This window comes from Streptosporangium sp. NPDC053982 (assembly GCF_055585205.1).
Map to the genome: position 1 here is coordinate 162,382 of NZ_JBVJKQ010000013.1, position 15,511 is coordinate 177,892.

At 73.5% G+C, this 15,511-nt stretch carries 12 protein-coding genes; 9 read left to right on the plus strand and 3 right to left on the minus strand.

Annotated features, from left to right (window positions below):
- Window positions 1–75: 75 nt before the first annotated feature.
- On the minus strand, window positions 76–414 hold the full coding sequence (locus tag ACZ6W9_RS24625) for a hypothetical protein (protein ID WP_389957572.1): 339 nt from the start codon (window positions 412–414) through the stop codon (window positions 76–78).
- A 254-nt stretch (window positions 415–668) separates the two neighbouring features.
- On the opposite strand from ACZ6W9_RS24625, the gene ACZ6W9_RS24630 reads away from it, so the two are divergent.
- The 3 genes from ACZ6W9_RS24630 (at window position 669) to ACZ6W9_RS24640 (ending at window position 6,362) form a co-directional block, all read left to right on the plus strand.
- Window positions 669–1,604 (plus strand): GNAT family N-acetyltransferase, encoded by a 936-nt coding sequence (locus ACZ6W9_RS24630; RefSeq protein ID WP_470119810.1) that lies wholly within the window; start codon window positions 669–671, stop codon window positions 1,602–1,604.
- A 129-nt stretch (window positions 1,605–1,733) separates the two neighbouring features.
- A complete protein-coding gene (locus ACZ6W9_RS24635; protein ID WP_470119980.1) occupies window positions 1,734–2,471 on the plus strand; it encodes a DUF4184 family protein in 738 nt (245 codons plus the stop codon).
- Window positions 2,472–2,702: 231 nt separating this feature from the next.
- Entirely contained in the window at window positions 2,703–6,362 is a 3,660-nt protein-coding gene (locus tag ACZ6W9_RS24640; RefSeq protein WP_470119812.1) for a protein kinase domain-containing protein, read from the plus strand.
- A 141-nt stretch (window positions 6,363–6,503) separates the two neighbouring features.
- Here ACZ6W9_RS24640 and ACZ6W9_RS24645 read toward each other — a convergent pair whose 3' ends face one another.
- On the minus strand, window positions 6,504–7,130 hold the full coding sequence (locus ACZ6W9_RS24645) for a GNAT family N-acetyltransferase (protein WP_470119814.1): 627 nt from the start codon (window positions 7,128–7,130) through the stop codon (window positions 6,504–6,506).
- A 20-nt stretch (window positions 7,131–7,150) separates the two neighbouring features.
- Window positions 7,151–9,094, minus strand: coding sequence for a sugar transferase (locus ACZ6W9_RS24650; protein WP_389957557.1), 1,944 nt, complete (start codon window positions 9,092–9,094; stop codon window positions 7,151–7,153).
- 279 nt (window positions 9,095–9,373) lie between these two features.
- Between ACZ6W9_RS24650 and ACZ6W9_RS24655 the strand changes: the two genes are divergently transcribed.
- The 6 genes from ACZ6W9_RS24655 to ACZ6W9_RS24680 all read left to right on the plus strand — a co-directional run bounded on the left by ACZ6W9_RS24655 (window position 9,374) and on the right by ACZ6W9_RS24680 (window position 15,428).
- Entirely contained in the window at window positions 9,374–10,033 is a 660-nt protein-coding gene (locus ACZ6W9_RS24655) for a hypothetical protein (protein ID WP_389957554.1), read from the plus strand.
- A 400-nt stretch (window positions 10,034–10,433) separates the two neighbouring features.
- On the plus strand, window positions 10,434–11,501 hold the full coding sequence (rsgA, locus tag ACZ6W9_RS24660) for a ribosome small subunit-dependent GTPase A (RefSeq protein ID WP_470119817.1): 1,068 nt from the start codon (window positions 10,434–10,436) through the stop codon (window positions 11,499–11,501).
- A gap of 89 nt (window positions 11,502–11,590) precedes the next feature.
- Window positions 11,591–12,103: a GNAT family N-acetyltransferase gene (locus ACZ6W9_RS24665; protein ID WP_470119981.1), complete on the plus strand. Its 513-nt coding sequence runs from the start codon at window positions 11,591–11,593 to the stop codon at window positions 12,101–12,103.
- A 223-nt stretch (window positions 12,104–12,326) separates the two neighbouring features.
- Entirely contained in the window at window positions 12,327–12,875 is a 549-nt protein-coding gene (locus ACZ6W9_RS24670; RefSeq protein ID WP_389957547.1) for an RNA polymerase sigma factor, read from the plus strand.
- Window positions 12,872–13,798, plus strand: a complete 927-nt coding sequence (locus ACZ6W9_RS24675) for a hypothetical protein (protein WP_389957545.1) — start codon at window positions 12,872–12,874, stop codon at window positions 13,796–13,798. Before ACZ6W9_RS24670 ends, ACZ6W9_RS24675 begins: the two co-directional genes overlap by 4 nt.
- A gap of 223 nt (window positions 13,799–14,021) precedes the next feature.
- Window positions 14,022–15,428 carry an alpha/beta hydrolase family protein gene (locus ACZ6W9_RS24680; protein WP_389957542.1) on the plus strand — a complete coding sequence of 469 codons (1,407 nt, stop codon included), beginning with the start codon at window positions 14,022–14,024 and terminating at the stop codon, window positions 15,426–15,428.
- The last annotated feature ends 83 nt before the right edge of the window (window positions 15,429–15,511 follow it).

The following is a 15,511-nucleotide window of genomic DNA, read 5'->3' on the forward strand; positions in this document are numbered from 1 at the left end:
GACCGGCCCGCGCCCGGCCCGCGACCGGTCGGTCACCGGTCGGTCACCGGTCGCGGGCCGGGCGTCGGCCGCGGGTCAGCAGGTCTTGGCGCCGTCGAACGTACGGGGGTACCTCGGGACGCGGCTGGAGATCGTCCCTCCGGGGCGGACCGTCTGGCAGGCGCCGTCCGGGCCGTGCGCCCAGACGATCTTCATGTGCAGGGTGCCCCTGCAGCCGTTCCGCGCGTAGCCGGTCTTGTACACCTTCCCGCTCTTGGACCAGACGTCCACGCAGGTGGGGACCCTCCCTCGCAGTGAAGCGGCCGACTCGGCGGACGCCTGGTGGGTGGTGGACGCCTGCGCCGCGGGCACGGCGGACAGGCCGAACCCGGCGGCGGCCAGTACGGCCAGCGTGTACGTTCCCAGTTTCCTCATCGGATTCTCCTTCGGATTCCATGGACGCCCCACCTGGAGTCAGCGCTGGAACCTCCGGTGAAGCCCGTTCTCCACCGGTTGGATGGGCGTGGTGCGACGGAAGTTCGGCCCGGCGGCAAAAATCACGATGATGACCCGGCGACCGGTCAGCCCGGTTCGGACCGTACGAGTGCTCACATGGATCCGCTTGACCTGACCGGTTGACGGTGGGAAGGCTGTGACAGAGGTGTCGAAAGGTGAAAGGACCGCTCTCCATGGTCACAGTCCGCCCTTTCCGGTCCGGCGATGAGACATCGCTGGTCAACGCCTGGAACCGCAGCATGTCCGCCGACCCGACGACGTCCGCCTGGTTCAGGGACTGCGTGCTGCTCGACCCCAACTTCGACCCCGAGGGCCTGCGCGTGGCCGTGGACGGGGACGACGTGGTGGGCTGCGCGTACGCCGTCCGCCGCCTGATCCCCCTGGCGCCCGGCACCGACCTGGAGCCGGACGCCGGATGGATCCCGTTCTTCTTCGTCGTCCCCGAGCGCCGCGGCGGCGGCCTGGGCCGGCGGCTGGTGGGCGAGGCGGTGGCGTTCCTGGAGGGCCTCGGCCGCACGAAGGTGGACTTCTCGTCGTACACCCCCCACTACGTGCTGCCGGGTGCGGACGCCGAGCTCTATCCCGGCGGATACCGGCTGCTGGGCGAGCTCGGCTTCCGGACGCTCTACTCGCCGGTCGCCATGGACCGCACTCTCGTCGGCTACCAGGCCCCGCCCGAGGTGCACGAGCTGATCGGCGAGCGCGAGCGCGAGGGGTACGTCTTCCGCAGCCCCGCCGTCGGCGAGCTGCCCGAGCTGATCCGTTTCGCGGCCGACGCCTTCAACCCCGACTGGGGCGAGGCCATCCGGCGGCACCGCGATCCCGAACGCATCGTCATCGCGAAAAAAGATCACATAGTTGGCTTCGCCCTGTACGCGGCCTACCGCGGCATCCCCGAGCGCTTCGGCCCCTTCGGCGTCGACCCCGGCCTGCGCGGCACCGGCCTCGGCAAGATCCTCCTCCACCTCACCATGACCAGGATGCGCGCCGAAGGGCTGCATTCGTCCTGGTTCCTGTGGACAGGCGAGACCAGCCCGGCCGTCCACCTCTACACGAAGGCGGGCTACGAGATCACCAGGAGGTTCCACGTGATGAGGCGGTCCGCATGACACGCCTTCTCGCCATGGGCCTCATCGGCCTCATCGGCGGTCGCCCACGCCGCCAGCCCTCCGGCCTCGATCGCCCGCGTCGGAGATCACAGAGTGATGCCGGAGCATCAGGCTCCACGCCCGATTGATATGGCCGTTAACCTGGCTTTTGTGCCTTTTACCCTGATTCATCCGGTTGTCGCGGTGCCGTTGCGCCGCGTTCTGCCGCCGGTGGCGCTGGCGGCCGGGGCGATGACCCCCGACCTTCCCTACTTCGTCCCCGGCGGGATCATCGAGGTGATCCCTCCCGGGCCCTGGTGGCCGCTGCTGGATGCCGGATACACCCACAGGGTGCAGGCGGGCGGGCTGGCCGCCGACGTGGTGCTGGCGCTGGTGCTGGCGGGAGTGATCACGATGTGCGCCGCTCCGGCCCGCGCTCTGCTGCCCCAGACCCTGGCCCGGCGGCTGGGGCGTCGCGGCCGGCCGCGGGCGGCGCACTGGGCGTGGTGGCCGGTGGCCGCCGCCGTCGGGGTCGCCACCCATCTGGTGTGGGATCGCCTGGATGAGTGGCTGGGGGCCGCCGGGGACCCGATCCTGCTGGAGGACGAGGGGGTGCATCTGGTGGGTTCGCTGATCACGCTTGCGGCGCTGGGCTGGGCCGGCTGGTGGCTGTGGCGCAGGCCGCTGAGCGAGCCGGTACCTCAGCCGGGCCCAGGGGTGCGACTGGGGCTGCTGGCGGCGATGGGGCTGCTGGCGGCCGGCCTGGCCGCGACACTGGGCGCCGGGCTGGGGCTGAGGTCGCTGGTGACGCTGACGATCGACGCGGTCGTGCTGGTACTGCTGGCCTGTGCCGCCTTCCGCCTGGCCCCGTCCCGGGCGGCACACTGACCCGCCGGGCCCCGTGTCCCCGGTTGATCCCGGTCATGCCTCCGTTCGACCTCCTCGGCGCGGAAGACGGCGGGCCGTGATCGGAACCGCCCGGCCGGTTCGGCGGACGGCCCGGGGAGACGCCGGTCTTCGCGCGATCCCCGTCCCCCGTACGGCCCGGCGCCCCGGGCCCGCGCGTCCCGATCGAACCCGTGGCGCCCGGGGTGCGTCCAACTCCTCCGAGGAGGCGCGATGGAAGCGTTGGGCGCGGCGGACCCCGACCGGATCGGCGGGTACTGGCTGGCCGGACGGATCGGCTCCGGCGGGCAGGGGGTGGTGTACGAGGCGTACGACGCGGACGGCGCCCGGGTGGCCCTCAAGGTGCTGCACGCCGCCGACCCCGCGCTGCGGGACAGGTTCCGGAAGGAGATCGCCGCGGCCCGGCGCGTCGCCTCGTTCTGCACCGCCAAGGTGATCGACGCCGACCCCGACGCGGCCCGGCCGTACGTCGTCAGCGAGTACGTCGAGGGCGTGAGCCTGCGGCACGCCGGGCGGCGGTTCACCGGGGACGACCTGCACCGCCTGGCGACGGCCGTCGCGACCGCGCTGACCGCGGTGCACGAGGCCGGCGTCGTGCACCGCGACCTCAAACCGGACAACGTCCTGCTCGGCCCGGACGGGCCCCGGGTGATCGACTTCGGGATCGCCCGGACCGCGGAGATGTCCCTGACCGCGAGCGGCACCGTCGCTGGCACCCCCGCCTACATGGCCCCCGAGGTCCTCATCGGGCAGCGCGCCGGGCCGCCGGCCGACGTGTTCGCCTGGGGATGCGTCATGGTGTTCGCCGCGACGGGCGAGGACCCGTTCCGGGCCGACGACCTCGGCGCGGTGATGCACCGCGTACTGACCCACCACCCCGACCTCGGCGCGCTGCCGCCTTCCGTCCGTCCGCTGGTGGCCACCGCGCTGGACAAGGACCCCGACCGCCGGCCCGCCGTCCGCGACCTCCTGCTCGCTCTCGTCGGCGGATCCGGGGAGGCCGGTCCGGCGTACGGCTTCGGGGAGGCCGGTCCGGCGTACGGATCCGGGGAGGCGCACGGTTCCGGCGGGACCGGCTCGGGGGAGGCCGGTCCGGCGCACGGCTCCGGCGGGATCGGCCCGGCTGGCGGCGACCTGCTCGGCGCGGGCCGCCGCCGCGCCGGCGCCCTGCACGCCCGGGGCCCCGCCGACCCGGCCCTCGGCGCGCTGGCCGAGGACGCCTACGCCACCCTCGGGCCGGACGAGCGGGAGTTCGTCCCCGAGCTGCTGCTGAGGCTGGTCGCGATCGACGCCGACGGCCTGGAGACCGTACGGCGGGCGCCCGTGGACGAGCTGCTGCCCGAGCGTCCCGAGACCCGCCGCCGCATCCTGGACGCCTTCGGCTACCTCATCACCGAGAGCGACGGCGAGGTGGCCATCGCCCGCCCCGCCGTACTGCGTGCCTGGCCGCGGCTGCGGTCGTGGGTGGAGGCCGACCGCGAGGGGCTGCCGGTCCTCGCCGAGATCGGCCGGGCCGCCCGCGTCTGGGACGCGCACGGCCGCCGTGACGCCGACCTGCCGCGGGGCAGCCGCCTGGAGGAGGCGCTCGGCTGGGCCGCCACCGGACGGCGGCACCTGACCCTCATCCCGCTGGAACGCGACTTCCTCACCGCCGCGGGCGGGCTCACCCGGCGTCGCGTCCGCCGGCGGCGGCTGCTCACCACGGCGCTGGCCGTGCTGCTGGTGCTCTCCCTGGCCGGTGGGGCCGCCGCGCTCTACCAGGGCGTCCAGGCCGCCGAGCAGCGCGACAGGGTGACCGCCGAACGCGACCGGGTCCTCGGCCGCGAGGCCGCCCGGGCCGCCGACGGCCTGCGCACCACCGACCCGGTGAAGGCCATGCTGCTCAGCGTCGCCGCCTGGCGGCTCGCCCCCGGCCCGGAGAGCCGTTCCAGCCTGGCGTCCTCGCTCCAGCGCCCGGAGAGCGGCGTCTTCCGGCCCCCGCCGACGCCGGGTACGGCCCGGCAGACGGTGAGCGGCGACGGCCTCGTCATGGCCACCGTCGGCGAGCGGGAGGTGCGTGTCCACGACGTGGCGACCGGCAGGCCGGCCGCGGCCTGGAGCGCGCCGGAGCTGTCCACGGGGATGCGGGACGCCGTTCTGAGCGGCAGCGGCCGTCTGCTGGCCGTCATCTCCTCCGACCGCGTCACGGTGCGGGAGACGCGGACCGGCCGCCAGGTGTGGAGCAGGCGGGTGGGCGTCATGGACGGAGACACCTGGGCGGATCCGTTCTTCGGCGAGCAGGACTCGCTCATCGTCACCCGGCTGGGGGAGATCTGGGACGTGGACCGGGGGAAGATCGTCCGTACGGGGTGGGGGAACGAGCAGGACGACTTCGCCGTCGCGCCGTCCGGGAAGCTGGTCGCGGCCACCCGGCGCGGGAAGGTCCGGCTGTGGCGGATGCCCGGTCTGGTGGAGGACCGCCGTTTCCCGGACGGCTGCGGCGGCACCCTCAACGTGGTCGCCTTCAGCGCGGACGGCCGCCACCTCGTCTGCGGCGGCGAGCGGATCGAGCTGTGGGACACCGTGACGGGCAGGCGGGCCGAACAGGCGGCCGACGTGAACGCGGACACGGACGATGACGACTGGCTATGGCCGGAGATGAAACCGCTCCTCGGCACGGGCTCGGAGATACGGCTCAGCGCCGACGGCCGGTTCGCGGCCGGCTTCACGGGGCCGGACATCCGGGTGTGGAACGTCCAGGCGCATCGGCTGGTCCTGCGCTACCAAGCGCCCGGTGACGTCTCCGGGATCTGGTTCGCCCCGGACGGGCGGACCCTGCGCTACCGGCTCGGCGACCGCGTGGTCGCCCTCACCCTGCGGCCCGCGCTCCGGAGACAGCCGATCCCCGGCGACCTGGGCTACACGCGGATCAGCCCGGACGCGCGGTGGGTCGCGGCCGAGACGGCCGAGGCCGGCGGGATCCGGTTGTGGGACGTCCCCGGACGCCGTTTCGCCGGGGAGATCCCTGTCGCGGACGGGGGAGGCACGGTGATCTTCGACCGTCCGGGGAGGAGCGTGGCCGTCTTCGCGGAGAACGGCCGCCGGACGGACGTCTACGACGTCGCCACGAGGCGCAGGCTGTGGACCCACACGATCGCCGCCGGCCGGACCCTGATGGGGAGGGCCTTCAGCGAGGACGGCAGGTTCCTCGCCACGGTGCACGGCCCGAACCTCGACAACGCGTCCGGCATCCGGCTCAGCGTGCGGGACGCGCGCGACGGGCGGGTGATCAGCGACGTCGGGGTGGACGACGGGGTCTTCGGCATCGTCTACCTGCCCGACGGCAGGCTCATGGACTCGCGGCTGGGCCGCGTCATCGACGTGACGACGGGCGAGTTCACCGGGGTGGGGCACACCGGATCGAACGGGACGGACGTCATCGCCGTGTCCCCGGCCGGAGGGCTGCTGGCGGCCGGGGAGAGGGACCGGCGGGTGACCCTGTGGGACATCCGTACCGCGACCGCGCTGACACCCGATCTGCGCGTCGGGGCCGGGCCGGTCGGGGACATGGAGTTCTCCCTCCGGGGGGACGTGCTCGCCACGCTCGACATGGGTGAGGGGCTGGAACTCTGGGACACCGCCACCCGGCAGCGGATCGGGGAGAGGATCGAGGTCAACGACGGTTCCGAGTATCTCGACCTGGAGATGGCCTTCACCGCCGACGGGTCCCTGCTGCGCCTGATCCGACGCGGCGGCATCCTCTACGAACTCCCCGTCGGCCCCGGCCTGATGGCCGCCGAGGTCTGCGCGCGGGCCGGCCGTACGCTCACCCGGCGGGAGTGGGGCGAGCATCTCGGCGGCGTGCCGTACCGCGACGTCTGCGCCGCCCCCTGACCACGACGTCCGCGCCGCCACGCGAGCCACCGCCCGCCCCCCTGTGGGTACGGCCCGCCCCGCGGGTACGGCCCGCCGCGGTGGCGGGGGCCGCCTCACCGGTCCGCCCGGGGGCGCCCGCGGTCTCCCGCCGGGGAACGGTCAGCGTACGAGCAGGGCCTCGGCGCCGACGGGGCGGAAACCCGCCGCCAGGAAGGCCCGCACGCTGGCCGCGTTGCCCGGGGCGACCTGCGCCCACAGGGTGTTCCCCTCACCGGTGAGGTGCCTCCCCGCCCGCGCGAGCAGCCGGCCGAGACCTCCGCCCTGGCGGGCGGGATCGATCTCGACCGCCACCTCCCAGCGGCCCGCCACGCCCCGGCCGAGCAGCACGACCCCGCCGTCCGCCTCCCACACCCGCACGTCGTCGCGGTGCCGCAGGGCCCGCCGTACCCGGGGGTGGTCGCGGTCGGTGAGTTCCGCGAGCGGCATCGGCGGCGGGCCGGACAGCGGTCCGGCGGCCAGCAGCATGTCCACGTTGTCGACCCGGCGTCCGGTGCGTTCCTCCAGGGCGCGCAGGAAGGGCGGGTTCAGCGGTGCGGACAGGTCGCCGGCGGGGAGCAGGCCGCGCATCCACGCGCGGTCGACGTCGGCGAACACGACGGTGTGCGCGGTGAACGCGATGACGCCGCAGTCACGGGGGTTCGGCTGGCCGGTGAACTCCACGGCGCCGCCGGCGGCCGGGAAGTCCCCGCGCCCGGCCGCCTCCAGCAGCCTGCTCAGCTCGTGCACGTGTCGATCCCTTCGTGGCGCTAGGAGATGCGCTGCCAGTACGTGGAGATGAAGTCCCAGAGGATCTTCCGGTCCGAGGCCAGGCTCGCGTGCTTGTCGTGCCAGAGGCCCGTGAAGCCCCGCTGGACGTCGTACGCCGTCGTCTTCGGTTTGAGGCCGAGTTCGACGGTCTTGTTGGGGAACGGGCCGAACAGCCCCGGCTTCCCGGCCAGATCCGCCTCGTCCCAGCGCGGTCCCAGAACGGGGCCGAGGGCCTCCACCGTTTTCCGCCTGTCGTACTCCAGTAGCGGCCGGTCGTTGATGACCGACATGTCCTTCTTGTAGAGGACGTTGTAGCCCAGCTGGACGAACTCGTCGAGGCTGGTCCTCGCCCAGAGGGCGCCGACCCTCGTGCGCCGCGGGTCCGACGCGCCGAGGCTGCCGTCCTTGCCGTCGGTCGTCGACATGGAACGGCCCTTGGCGATGTCGAACTCGCGGCCGAACTGTCCGACCCGTTTCTGCAGGAAGAAGGGGTTCCTCCGGTCCTCGGCGAACTTCGCGAGCGCGAAGACGGAGACCGCGGGAGCGGTGATCGTGAGGATCCCCAGGGCCCACTTGACGTCGTGCCACCGCTTGGCCGGACTCTGTTTCCAGTCCCTGCCCCTCAGGCTCGCGTAGCTCGGGGCGGGCCATGCCCGGGCGGCGAGACCCGCGCCGGTGCTGAGCACGGACATGCCGAATCCCATCCCGGCGGCGTGCTTCCAGTCCCAGCCGGCGCCGCCGGCCCATCCCGCGGTCGCCAGCACGGTCGTGCTCACCGCTCCGCCGACCAGGGTCCGGGAGAACGTCCGCTCCCACGTGGCGGACTCCATGGCCTCGGCCAGGCCGGTGAGCGTGGGTCCGCCCCGGCGCAGGAGCGCGGGCAGCGCGCCGTGCGCGCCGGCCATCAACCCGCCGGCGAGCGCTCCGTGTGACATGTCCCGGACCAGTTCCGCCGCGTCGACGGTGCCGGTGGCGAACAGCTGGTCGATCGCGCCCAGTCCGCCGGAGAACATCGCGCCCAGCGCGGCCTGACGGATCATCAGCAGGACGATCCGCAGCGCCAGGCCCTCCATCCGGAGCAGCTTTCGCACCACGATGTCGAGCACCGGGCCGAGCCGGGGGGCCAGCAGCCTCGCGAGGAGCATCAGTGTCAGCACGAACACCGCGGACGCCACGAACCGCCATCTGGCCTTGACGATCGCGTCGTGGGCGATCCGGGCGCAGTCGGCGAGGTGCTCGCACCGCCGCCGCAGGTCCGCCAGCCACCCGTCCTCGCCGTGCGCCACCCGCGCGGCCCGTCCGAACACGGCCGTCGCCGATCCGGACCCGGCCCGGACCACCCGCCCGGACTGCCCGGCGATCTCCTCCCGGACGTCTTCGACCACGCGGCTCATCGCCGTCGCGGCGTCCCGCAGCCGCGACACCCCGTCGAGGTCACCGTCCGGCCACGCCGCCCCGAATCCCACGGACTCCAGGAACCAGATCGCCTGGCTCACGAAGCCGGGCGGCGGCGTGGTCGTGGGCAGGCCGCCCGAGCCCGGTTCGAGCCGGTACACCTCCGGGTCCCTCAGCCATCCCGGGCACGACGGCGCGTACGGAATCCCGGTGTTCGCCTCCTCCGCCGCGGCGTACTCGCATCCGGTGACGACCATTCCGGCCGCCATCCCGCGCAGCAGGTTCACCGCCAGGGCCAGGTCTCCCAGCAGGTCGTCACGTATCCGGGCGAACCCCGGCACGCCCGCCCCGGGATCGCCGTCGAACAGCGCCCGGCCCAGATCGTCCCGGCCGAAGGGCCGCTCGTCCATCGCCCGGCGGAACCCGTCCACGCCCCGGGCCAGCTCGTCGGCGGCCTCCCGGACGCCTCTCCCCGCGCCGACCCAGATCTCCGGGTCGAATCGCAGCACTCCCGCGAGGGTCATGTCGTCGATGGCGATCTCCCTCAACCGCCCCTCAAAGCATGATCAACGGCAGACGCTCGCAAACCCTAACAGGGCGTCCGCGCCGACGGGGTGCGGGCCGTCTCGGGCGGCCCGCACCCCGGACTGCACGGCGCGTCCCCGGGGGAGAACGGCGCGTCCTCGGGGAGGAGAGCGGCGCGTCTCCAGGAGGAGACAGGCGGAAGGGGGAGAAACACGATTCGGCGCTGACGGAGTCACCGTCGTTCTGGGGATATCCACCGCAGAGCCGGTGAGCCGGGAAGCGGTCCTGCGCCGGGAGGCGTCATGCAGTTCATCGAGACCAGCATCATGGGTGTCCGCTCCGCCGTCCTCACGTTCCGGCGGTCGCGCTCGCGGCCGACGTTCCTCCTCGTCCCGATGGCCCACATCGCCGAGCGGTCCTTCTACGACCAGGTGGCGGAGCGGCTGCGAGGCTGCGACCTCATCGTCGCGGAGGGCCGGCCCAACGCGGAGACCGTCCTGCACCGGAAGATGGCCAGGATCCGTTTCGACGGCCTCGTGCACCAGACGGTCGCGCTCGATCTGGAGACACTCGGCGTTTCCCTCCTCTGGCCCGACCGGGGCTGGAACGGCGGGTCCACCCGGTGGTCCACCGTCGTCGGCGACGTCCTCACCGCCGTGCCGGACTGGGTCGCGACGCTCAAGTTCCCGTCGGACGGCATGGACATCACCGACCTCACCGGACATGACGGGTGGCGGGAGGGGCGAGTACGGAGGGCGTGGCGGAAGTCCGTCCTCCACGACCGGGACAGGCTGCTCCTGGACCGCCTCGGCGAGGTCCACCGGGAGCGGCGCGGAGCGCGGATCACCGTGGGCGTGCCGTGGGGCGCGCTCCACATGACGGCCGTGGCCGGGTACCTCTACTCCGAGCTCGGCTACCGGGTGACCGCCGCGGAGTGGCTGACCATCCGCGACGCCCGCTGAGCGGTGCCGGCCCCCGGCGCTCCATCCACGACGCCCCCGGGGCGGCGTCCACGGCCAGGCAGAACGACCCGGCGCCGGGGGTGGCCTTGTCGGCGGCCACCGTCCGCCACATGCCGCTTGCTGCGTTCGTCTGTTCGGACGCGGAAGCCGTCGGACACGGAAGCGGGCGGATGGCCGTGGTGTTATGCTGATGATCGTTTGGTGTCGGATTCTCGGATGAGAGGGAGGTGAGGTTCAATGACCGCGGTGAAGACCGCTGCCGTGCGCAGCGCCCGGACAATCCTCACGTCCCGGGCCCCGGTCTGACCCATTTCCTTCCCTCCGCCGTGAGCCTGTCCGGCCGCTGAGGCGGAGTGGCGCCTGTGTCTCGTCGGGGCCCCTTCCCGCAAGGTGTCTCACATTGTCAGACCTCTCCGACTCCGGCCTGTCCCGCTACGGATGGACCGGAGCACTCGACCACGCCTTCGCAGAACACCGCGAGGCCGGCCTGGTGCCGGCCCGGATCGTACGGGTGGACCGCGGCCTGTGCGACGCGGTCACCGAGTCCGGGCCGGTACGGGCCCGGATCGCGGCGTACCCGCCCGATCCGCTCCAGGCGCCGTGCACCGGCGACTGGGCCGCGCTGCGCCCCGGCCCCGCCCCGGAACCGGTGGCCCTGCTGCCGCGGAGCAGCGCGATCGTGCGCTCGTCCGCCTCCCGCTCCTCCCACGGGCAGGTGCTCGCCGCCAACGTCGACACCGTCGCCGTCGTCGTCTCCCTGGCCGCTCCGCTGGACGCGGCCAGGCTGGAGCGGCTGCTGGCCCTGGCCTGGGACAGCGGCGCCAGGCCGCTGATCGTGCTCACCAAGGCGGACCTGGCCCCCGACCCCGCCGCCGCGTACGCCGAGGCGGGCGCGCTGGCGCCCGGCGTGGACGTCCTGTTCACCAGCGTGGCCACCGGCCAGAACATCGACGTGCTGACCGCACTGCTGAGCGGCACCACGGTCCTGCTCGGCTCCTCGGGCGCGGGCAAGTCCAGCCTCGGCAACGCGCTGCTCGGTGACGAGCTTCTCGCCACCGGCGCGGTACGCGCGCACGACGGCAAGGGGCGTCACACCACCGTCCGCCGCGAGCTGGTGCCCCTTCCCGGCGGCGGTGTGCTCATCGACACGCCCGGCCTGCGCGGCGTGGGTCTCCACGACGCCGCCGCCAGCCTGGAACAGGTCTTCGCCGAGATCGAAGACCTCGCCCGGGGCTGCCGCTTCGCCGACTGCGCCCACCACACCGAGCCCGGTTGCGCGGTACGGGCCGCCATCGAGGCGGGAGAGCTGACCGAACGCCGCCTCGACAGCTACCGCAAGCTGCAACGCGAGAACGCCTGGGCGGCCTCGCGGACCGACGCGCGGCTGCGCGCCGAGCGCAGCAACCGGCAGAAGGCCATCACCAGCCACCTGCGCGCGACCTACGCGTTCAGGGACCGGCAGTCATGACCGGCCGCATCCCGCCGGTCACCCCCTCGACACCGCAGACCCACGCCCTGCGCCCGCAGGTGAGCACGGAAAAGGACTCCGACCCCGCCATGACCATCTCCTGGACCACCCGCCCCGAGACCGCCGCCGACCTCGTCGCGATCCGCGAGGTCAACCTCGCCGCCTTCCCCACCCCGCTCGAGGCCGACCTGGTCGAGGCGCTGCGGGCCGACCCGCAGGCGTGGATCCCCGGCCTGTCCTGGGTCGCAGAGGCGCCCGGCGGCGGCGTCGCCGGATTCGCCCTGCTCACCCGCTGCCATGTCGACGGCGCCCCGGCGCTCACGCTGGGCCCGTGCGCCGTCAGGCCCGGGTACCAGCGGCAGGGCGCCGGCTCCGCCGCGATCCGCGCCGCCCTGAGCGCCGCCCGTGAGCAGGGGGAGAACCTCGTGCTCGTGCTGGGCCACGCCGAGTACTATCCGCGTTTCGGCTTCACCCCGGCCTCCGGTCACGCCATCCGGCCGCCCTTCGAGGTCGAGGACGAGTACATGATGGCGCTCGCCTTCGATCCCACGCGGCCCGTGCCGTCCGGCAAGATCCGCTATCCGGAGGCGTTCGGGGTCTGATCCCGGCACGTCGGTGGGGTGCCTGAGAGCGACGGACGACCGGTCGCTCTCGGGCGCCCTTGGCCGGGCGGTGTGGGAGCGGACGCGCGTGCCCGAACTGAGGCGGATACCGCAAAAAATGTAATTTCTCCCTTCGCGCCCTCCAAGAAAGGAGGAGAACACGGCCGGCGAAAGGGCGGAACAGGTGGCAGGCACCGCACCCGATGCGGAGGACCTCCGGCGGATGATGCGTGATCCGGAGGCGTTCGAGGAGTTCTACCGAAGACACACCGAGTCGGTGAGCCGCTTCGTGGCGCGCCGGGTGACGGACCCGCACACGGTGGCGGACCTGACGATGGAGGTGTTCCTGGCCGCCGTCGACACCGCGGCCACCTACCGGCCCGAACGCGGCAGCCAGGCGGCCTGGCTGTACGGCATAGCCCGCAACGTCGTGGCGACCGAGCACCGCAGGGCCGCTCAGGAGGTCCGAAAGGCGGACCGGGCCGCGGGCCGGCGCCCGCTGGACGCCGACGACATCGCCCGGCTGGAGGAACGGATCGACGCCGAACGGGACGTCCGCCACCTCCTTCCGGCCATCGCCGCCCTGCCGAAGGGGCTGCGGGCCGTGGCCGAGCTGGTCCACCTCGACGGCCTGCCCGTCGAGGAGGCCGCCGCCGCCCTGCGCATCCGCGTCGGAACCGCCCGGGTGCGGCTGCACCGCGTCCGCCGCCTGCTCAGGACCGAACTCGACGCCCGCCGCCCGGAGCCCGCCATCGCGAAAGGAACGTCATGACGACCAGTGAGAGACGACTCGCCGGGTTCGAGGAGCGGCAGCTCGCCGAGCTCAGGGAGCACGTCGCCGCACGGGCGGCGGTCACGCCGGCGAGGAGACCGCGGGGGCGTCTCCTCCTGGCCGCCTCGGCCGTCGCGGCCGGGGTCTGCGCCGCCGTCGCGATCCCGGCGGTGTCGGGGGACGGCGGAGAGCCCGCCTACGCCGTCACCAAGGGCGCCGACGGGGTGGTGTACGCCGAGCTCCGCGACTCCCGCGACGCCGCCGGACTGTCGGACCAGTTGCGGAGGCTCGGCGTCCCCGCCATCGTCGACCACGTCCCCGAGGGCAGGATGTGCCGGGAACCGCGCGGGAAGCACGTGGAGGACATCCCGCCGGACCTGTACCACGTGCCCGAGTCGATCCCCGGGGAGAAGCAGGGCTGGCGGATGCGGATCGACACCCGGCTCTTCAAGCCCGGCCAGACCTTCGTCTGGACCGTCGGAGAGAACAGCACCGGCGGCACCAGCACCAGCACCATCCTCATGGAGGGCCCGGTGGCGCCCTGCGTGCTCGTGGACGCCCCCGAGCGGAAGGAGTACCACCCGGACTCCCGGCGGGCCACGGTCAAGGGCCGCTCGCTCGCCGGGTACCGGGTGGACGAGAAGACCGTCGGCGAGGTCGTCCCGGAGATCGAGAAGCGCGGCCTGAAGGTCGTCTACCTGGTCATCAGCGTCCCCCCGGGGAACCCCGGCGGTTTCGGGGAGGACCACATCCAGGAGACCCCGGTCGGAAAGGACTGGACCGTCTGGGAGGCGGAGGAGGTCGTCAAGGGGCCGAAGGACACGCCCACCGGGGTGATCCGCCTCCTCGTCACCAAGGAGCACTACGACCGGAACCCGGTCTACGGCGGCCCCCGCGACGCCGTCGTCCCCGACGGGTCCTGACCTGTCACCCGGCCCCGAAAAGGTTCGCCGGTCCGCCGGCCGCCGCGACGGTTCACGACCGTCGCGGCGGCCGGCTCACGGAGAGCGGACGCGGAGGGAGCCGGGAAGGGCCGCAACGGGCCGGGAGCGGGATCCGGTGAACCAGCCGGATGTACGGTTCCGGACGCCGTGAACCGTACTTTGGGCCGATATCGCCGGGGATCCGAATCCGCAGGATGTGCTCATGCCATACGAAGATCCCCGTCCGGCGCCGGAAGCCGGGAGTCCGGGCGAGCACGTGACCTGGACCGTCCACCGTCCGATCGGCACGAAGCCGGAGCGGAGCGGCGTCGGCTCGATGCCGAGGGGCGGCCTGGCCGCCGTCGCCGCGCTGCTCGCCCTCGTGGCCGTCGCCCCCTGCGCGTCCGCGTCGGCCTCCGTCTCCACCGCGTCCGCCTCCCCCGTGTCCGTTTCCACCGTGCGCGTCTCCGCAGCGACCGCCGCCGTGTCCGTGCCCGTGCCCGCCGGTTCCCCGGTCGCGGCGAACGCCGTACCGGGCAGCACGCTGAGCGGCACCGCGATCGGCACGCCGTACCTGCCCAGGCCGACCGGTCGCCATCCGGTCGGCACCACGTCCCTGCACCTGACGGACCCCTCCCGGCCGGACCCCTGGGTGCCCGGGGTGAAGGCGAGGGAGCTCATGGTCTCCCTCTGGTATCCGGCGAAGTCGCCGGGCGGGCGGCGGGCGCCGTACATGACGCCGAAGGAGTCCGAGCTCCTCCTGAAGGGGACGGGGATGACCGGCGTGCCGCCGGACGCGCTGAGCAGGACGCGCACCAACGCGTTCGTCGCCGCGGAACCGGCCGGACGCCGGCGCGGCCTGCCCCTGGTGGTGCTCTCTCCCGGCTTCACCTGGCCCAGGAGCTCACTGACGGCCCTGGCCGAGGACCTCGCGAGCCGCGGCTACGTGGTGGCCGGCATCGACCACACCTACGAGAACTTCGCGACGACCTTTCCCGACGGGCGGGTCGCCACCTGCGCCGCGTGCGAACTCGAAACCGACGACTTCGGCGGGAAGGCGGTGCGGAGCCGGGCCGCCGACACCTCCTTCGTGCTGGACGAGCTGGTCGGCCCGGACTCGAAGTGGCGGGGCGGCGCCCTGATCGACCCGTCCCGGATCGCGATGGCGGGCCAGTCCCTCGGCGGCGCGAGCGCCGCCGAGACCATGCTGAAGGACCCCCGGGTGCGCGCCGGGATCAACATGGACGGCCAGATGTTCGCCCCGATCCCCGCGAGCGGGCTGGCCCGGCCGTTCATGTTCCTGGGCGTACGGGGACCGCACAGCCCGGGAAGCGGCGAGGATCCCACGTGGGACCGTGACTGGAGACACCTGACCGGCTGGAAGCGCTGGCTCGTGGTGGCCGGGGCGGTGCACGCGTCCTTCACCGACTACGACCTGCTCGCCCGGCAGATCGGCGTCGACCTCGGCGGCACCCTTCCCGGACCCCGCACGGTGGAGATCACCCGCGGGTACGTCCGGGCCTTCCTCGACCGGCACCTGCGTGCGAAGCCGCAGCCCCTGCTGGAGAAGCCGTCGCCCCGCTACCCCGAGGTCGCCTTCTGCTCCCCGGAGACGAAGACCTGCCGATAGGGGAGACCGGCCGTGGGTTCCATCGAACTCCCCGCCCGCTCCGGGCGTCGAACCCCTTCGGGGGCTCACCGAACGCGCCACGC

Excerpts from the sequence above, each read along its gene's own strand:
- ACZ6W9_RS24625 (WP_389957572.1), bottom strand. The coding sequence starts at position 414 with ATGAGGAAACTGGGAACGTACACGCTGGCCGTACTGGCCGCCGCCGGG.
- ACZ6W9_RS24630 (WP_470119810.1), top strand. The coding sequence starts at position 669 with ATGGTCACAGTCCGCCCTTTCCGGTCCGGCGATGAGACATCGCTGGTC.
- ACZ6W9_RS24635 (WP_470119980.1), top strand. The coding sequence starts at position 1,734 with ATGGCCGTTAACCTGGCTTTTGTGCCTTTTACCCTGATTCATCCGGTT.
- ACZ6W9_RS24640 (WP_470119812.1), top strand. The coding sequence starts at position 2,703 with ATGGAAGCGTTGGGCGCGGCGGACCCCGACCGGATCGGCGGGTACTGG.
- ACZ6W9_RS24655 (WP_389957554.1), top strand. The coding sequence starts at position 9,374 with ATGCAGTTCATCGAGACCAGCATCATGGGTGTCCGCTCCGCCGTCCTC.
- ACZ6W9_RS24665 (WP_470119981.1), top strand. The coding sequence starts at position 11,591 with ATGACCATCTCCTGGACCACCCGCCCCGAGACCGCCGCCGACCTCGTC.
- ACZ6W9_RS24670 (WP_389957547.1), top strand. The coding sequence starts at position 12,327 with ATGATGCGTGATCCGGAGGCGTTCGAGGAGTTCTACCGAAGACACACC.
- ACZ6W9_RS24675 (WP_389957545.1), top strand. The coding sequence starts at position 12,872 with ATGACGACCAGTGAGAGACGACTCGCCGGGTTCGAGGAGCGGCAGCTC.
- ACZ6W9_RS24680 (WP_389957542.1), top strand. The coding sequence starts at position 14,022 with ATGCCATACGAAGATCCCCGTCCGGCGCCGGAAGCCGGGAGTCCGGGC.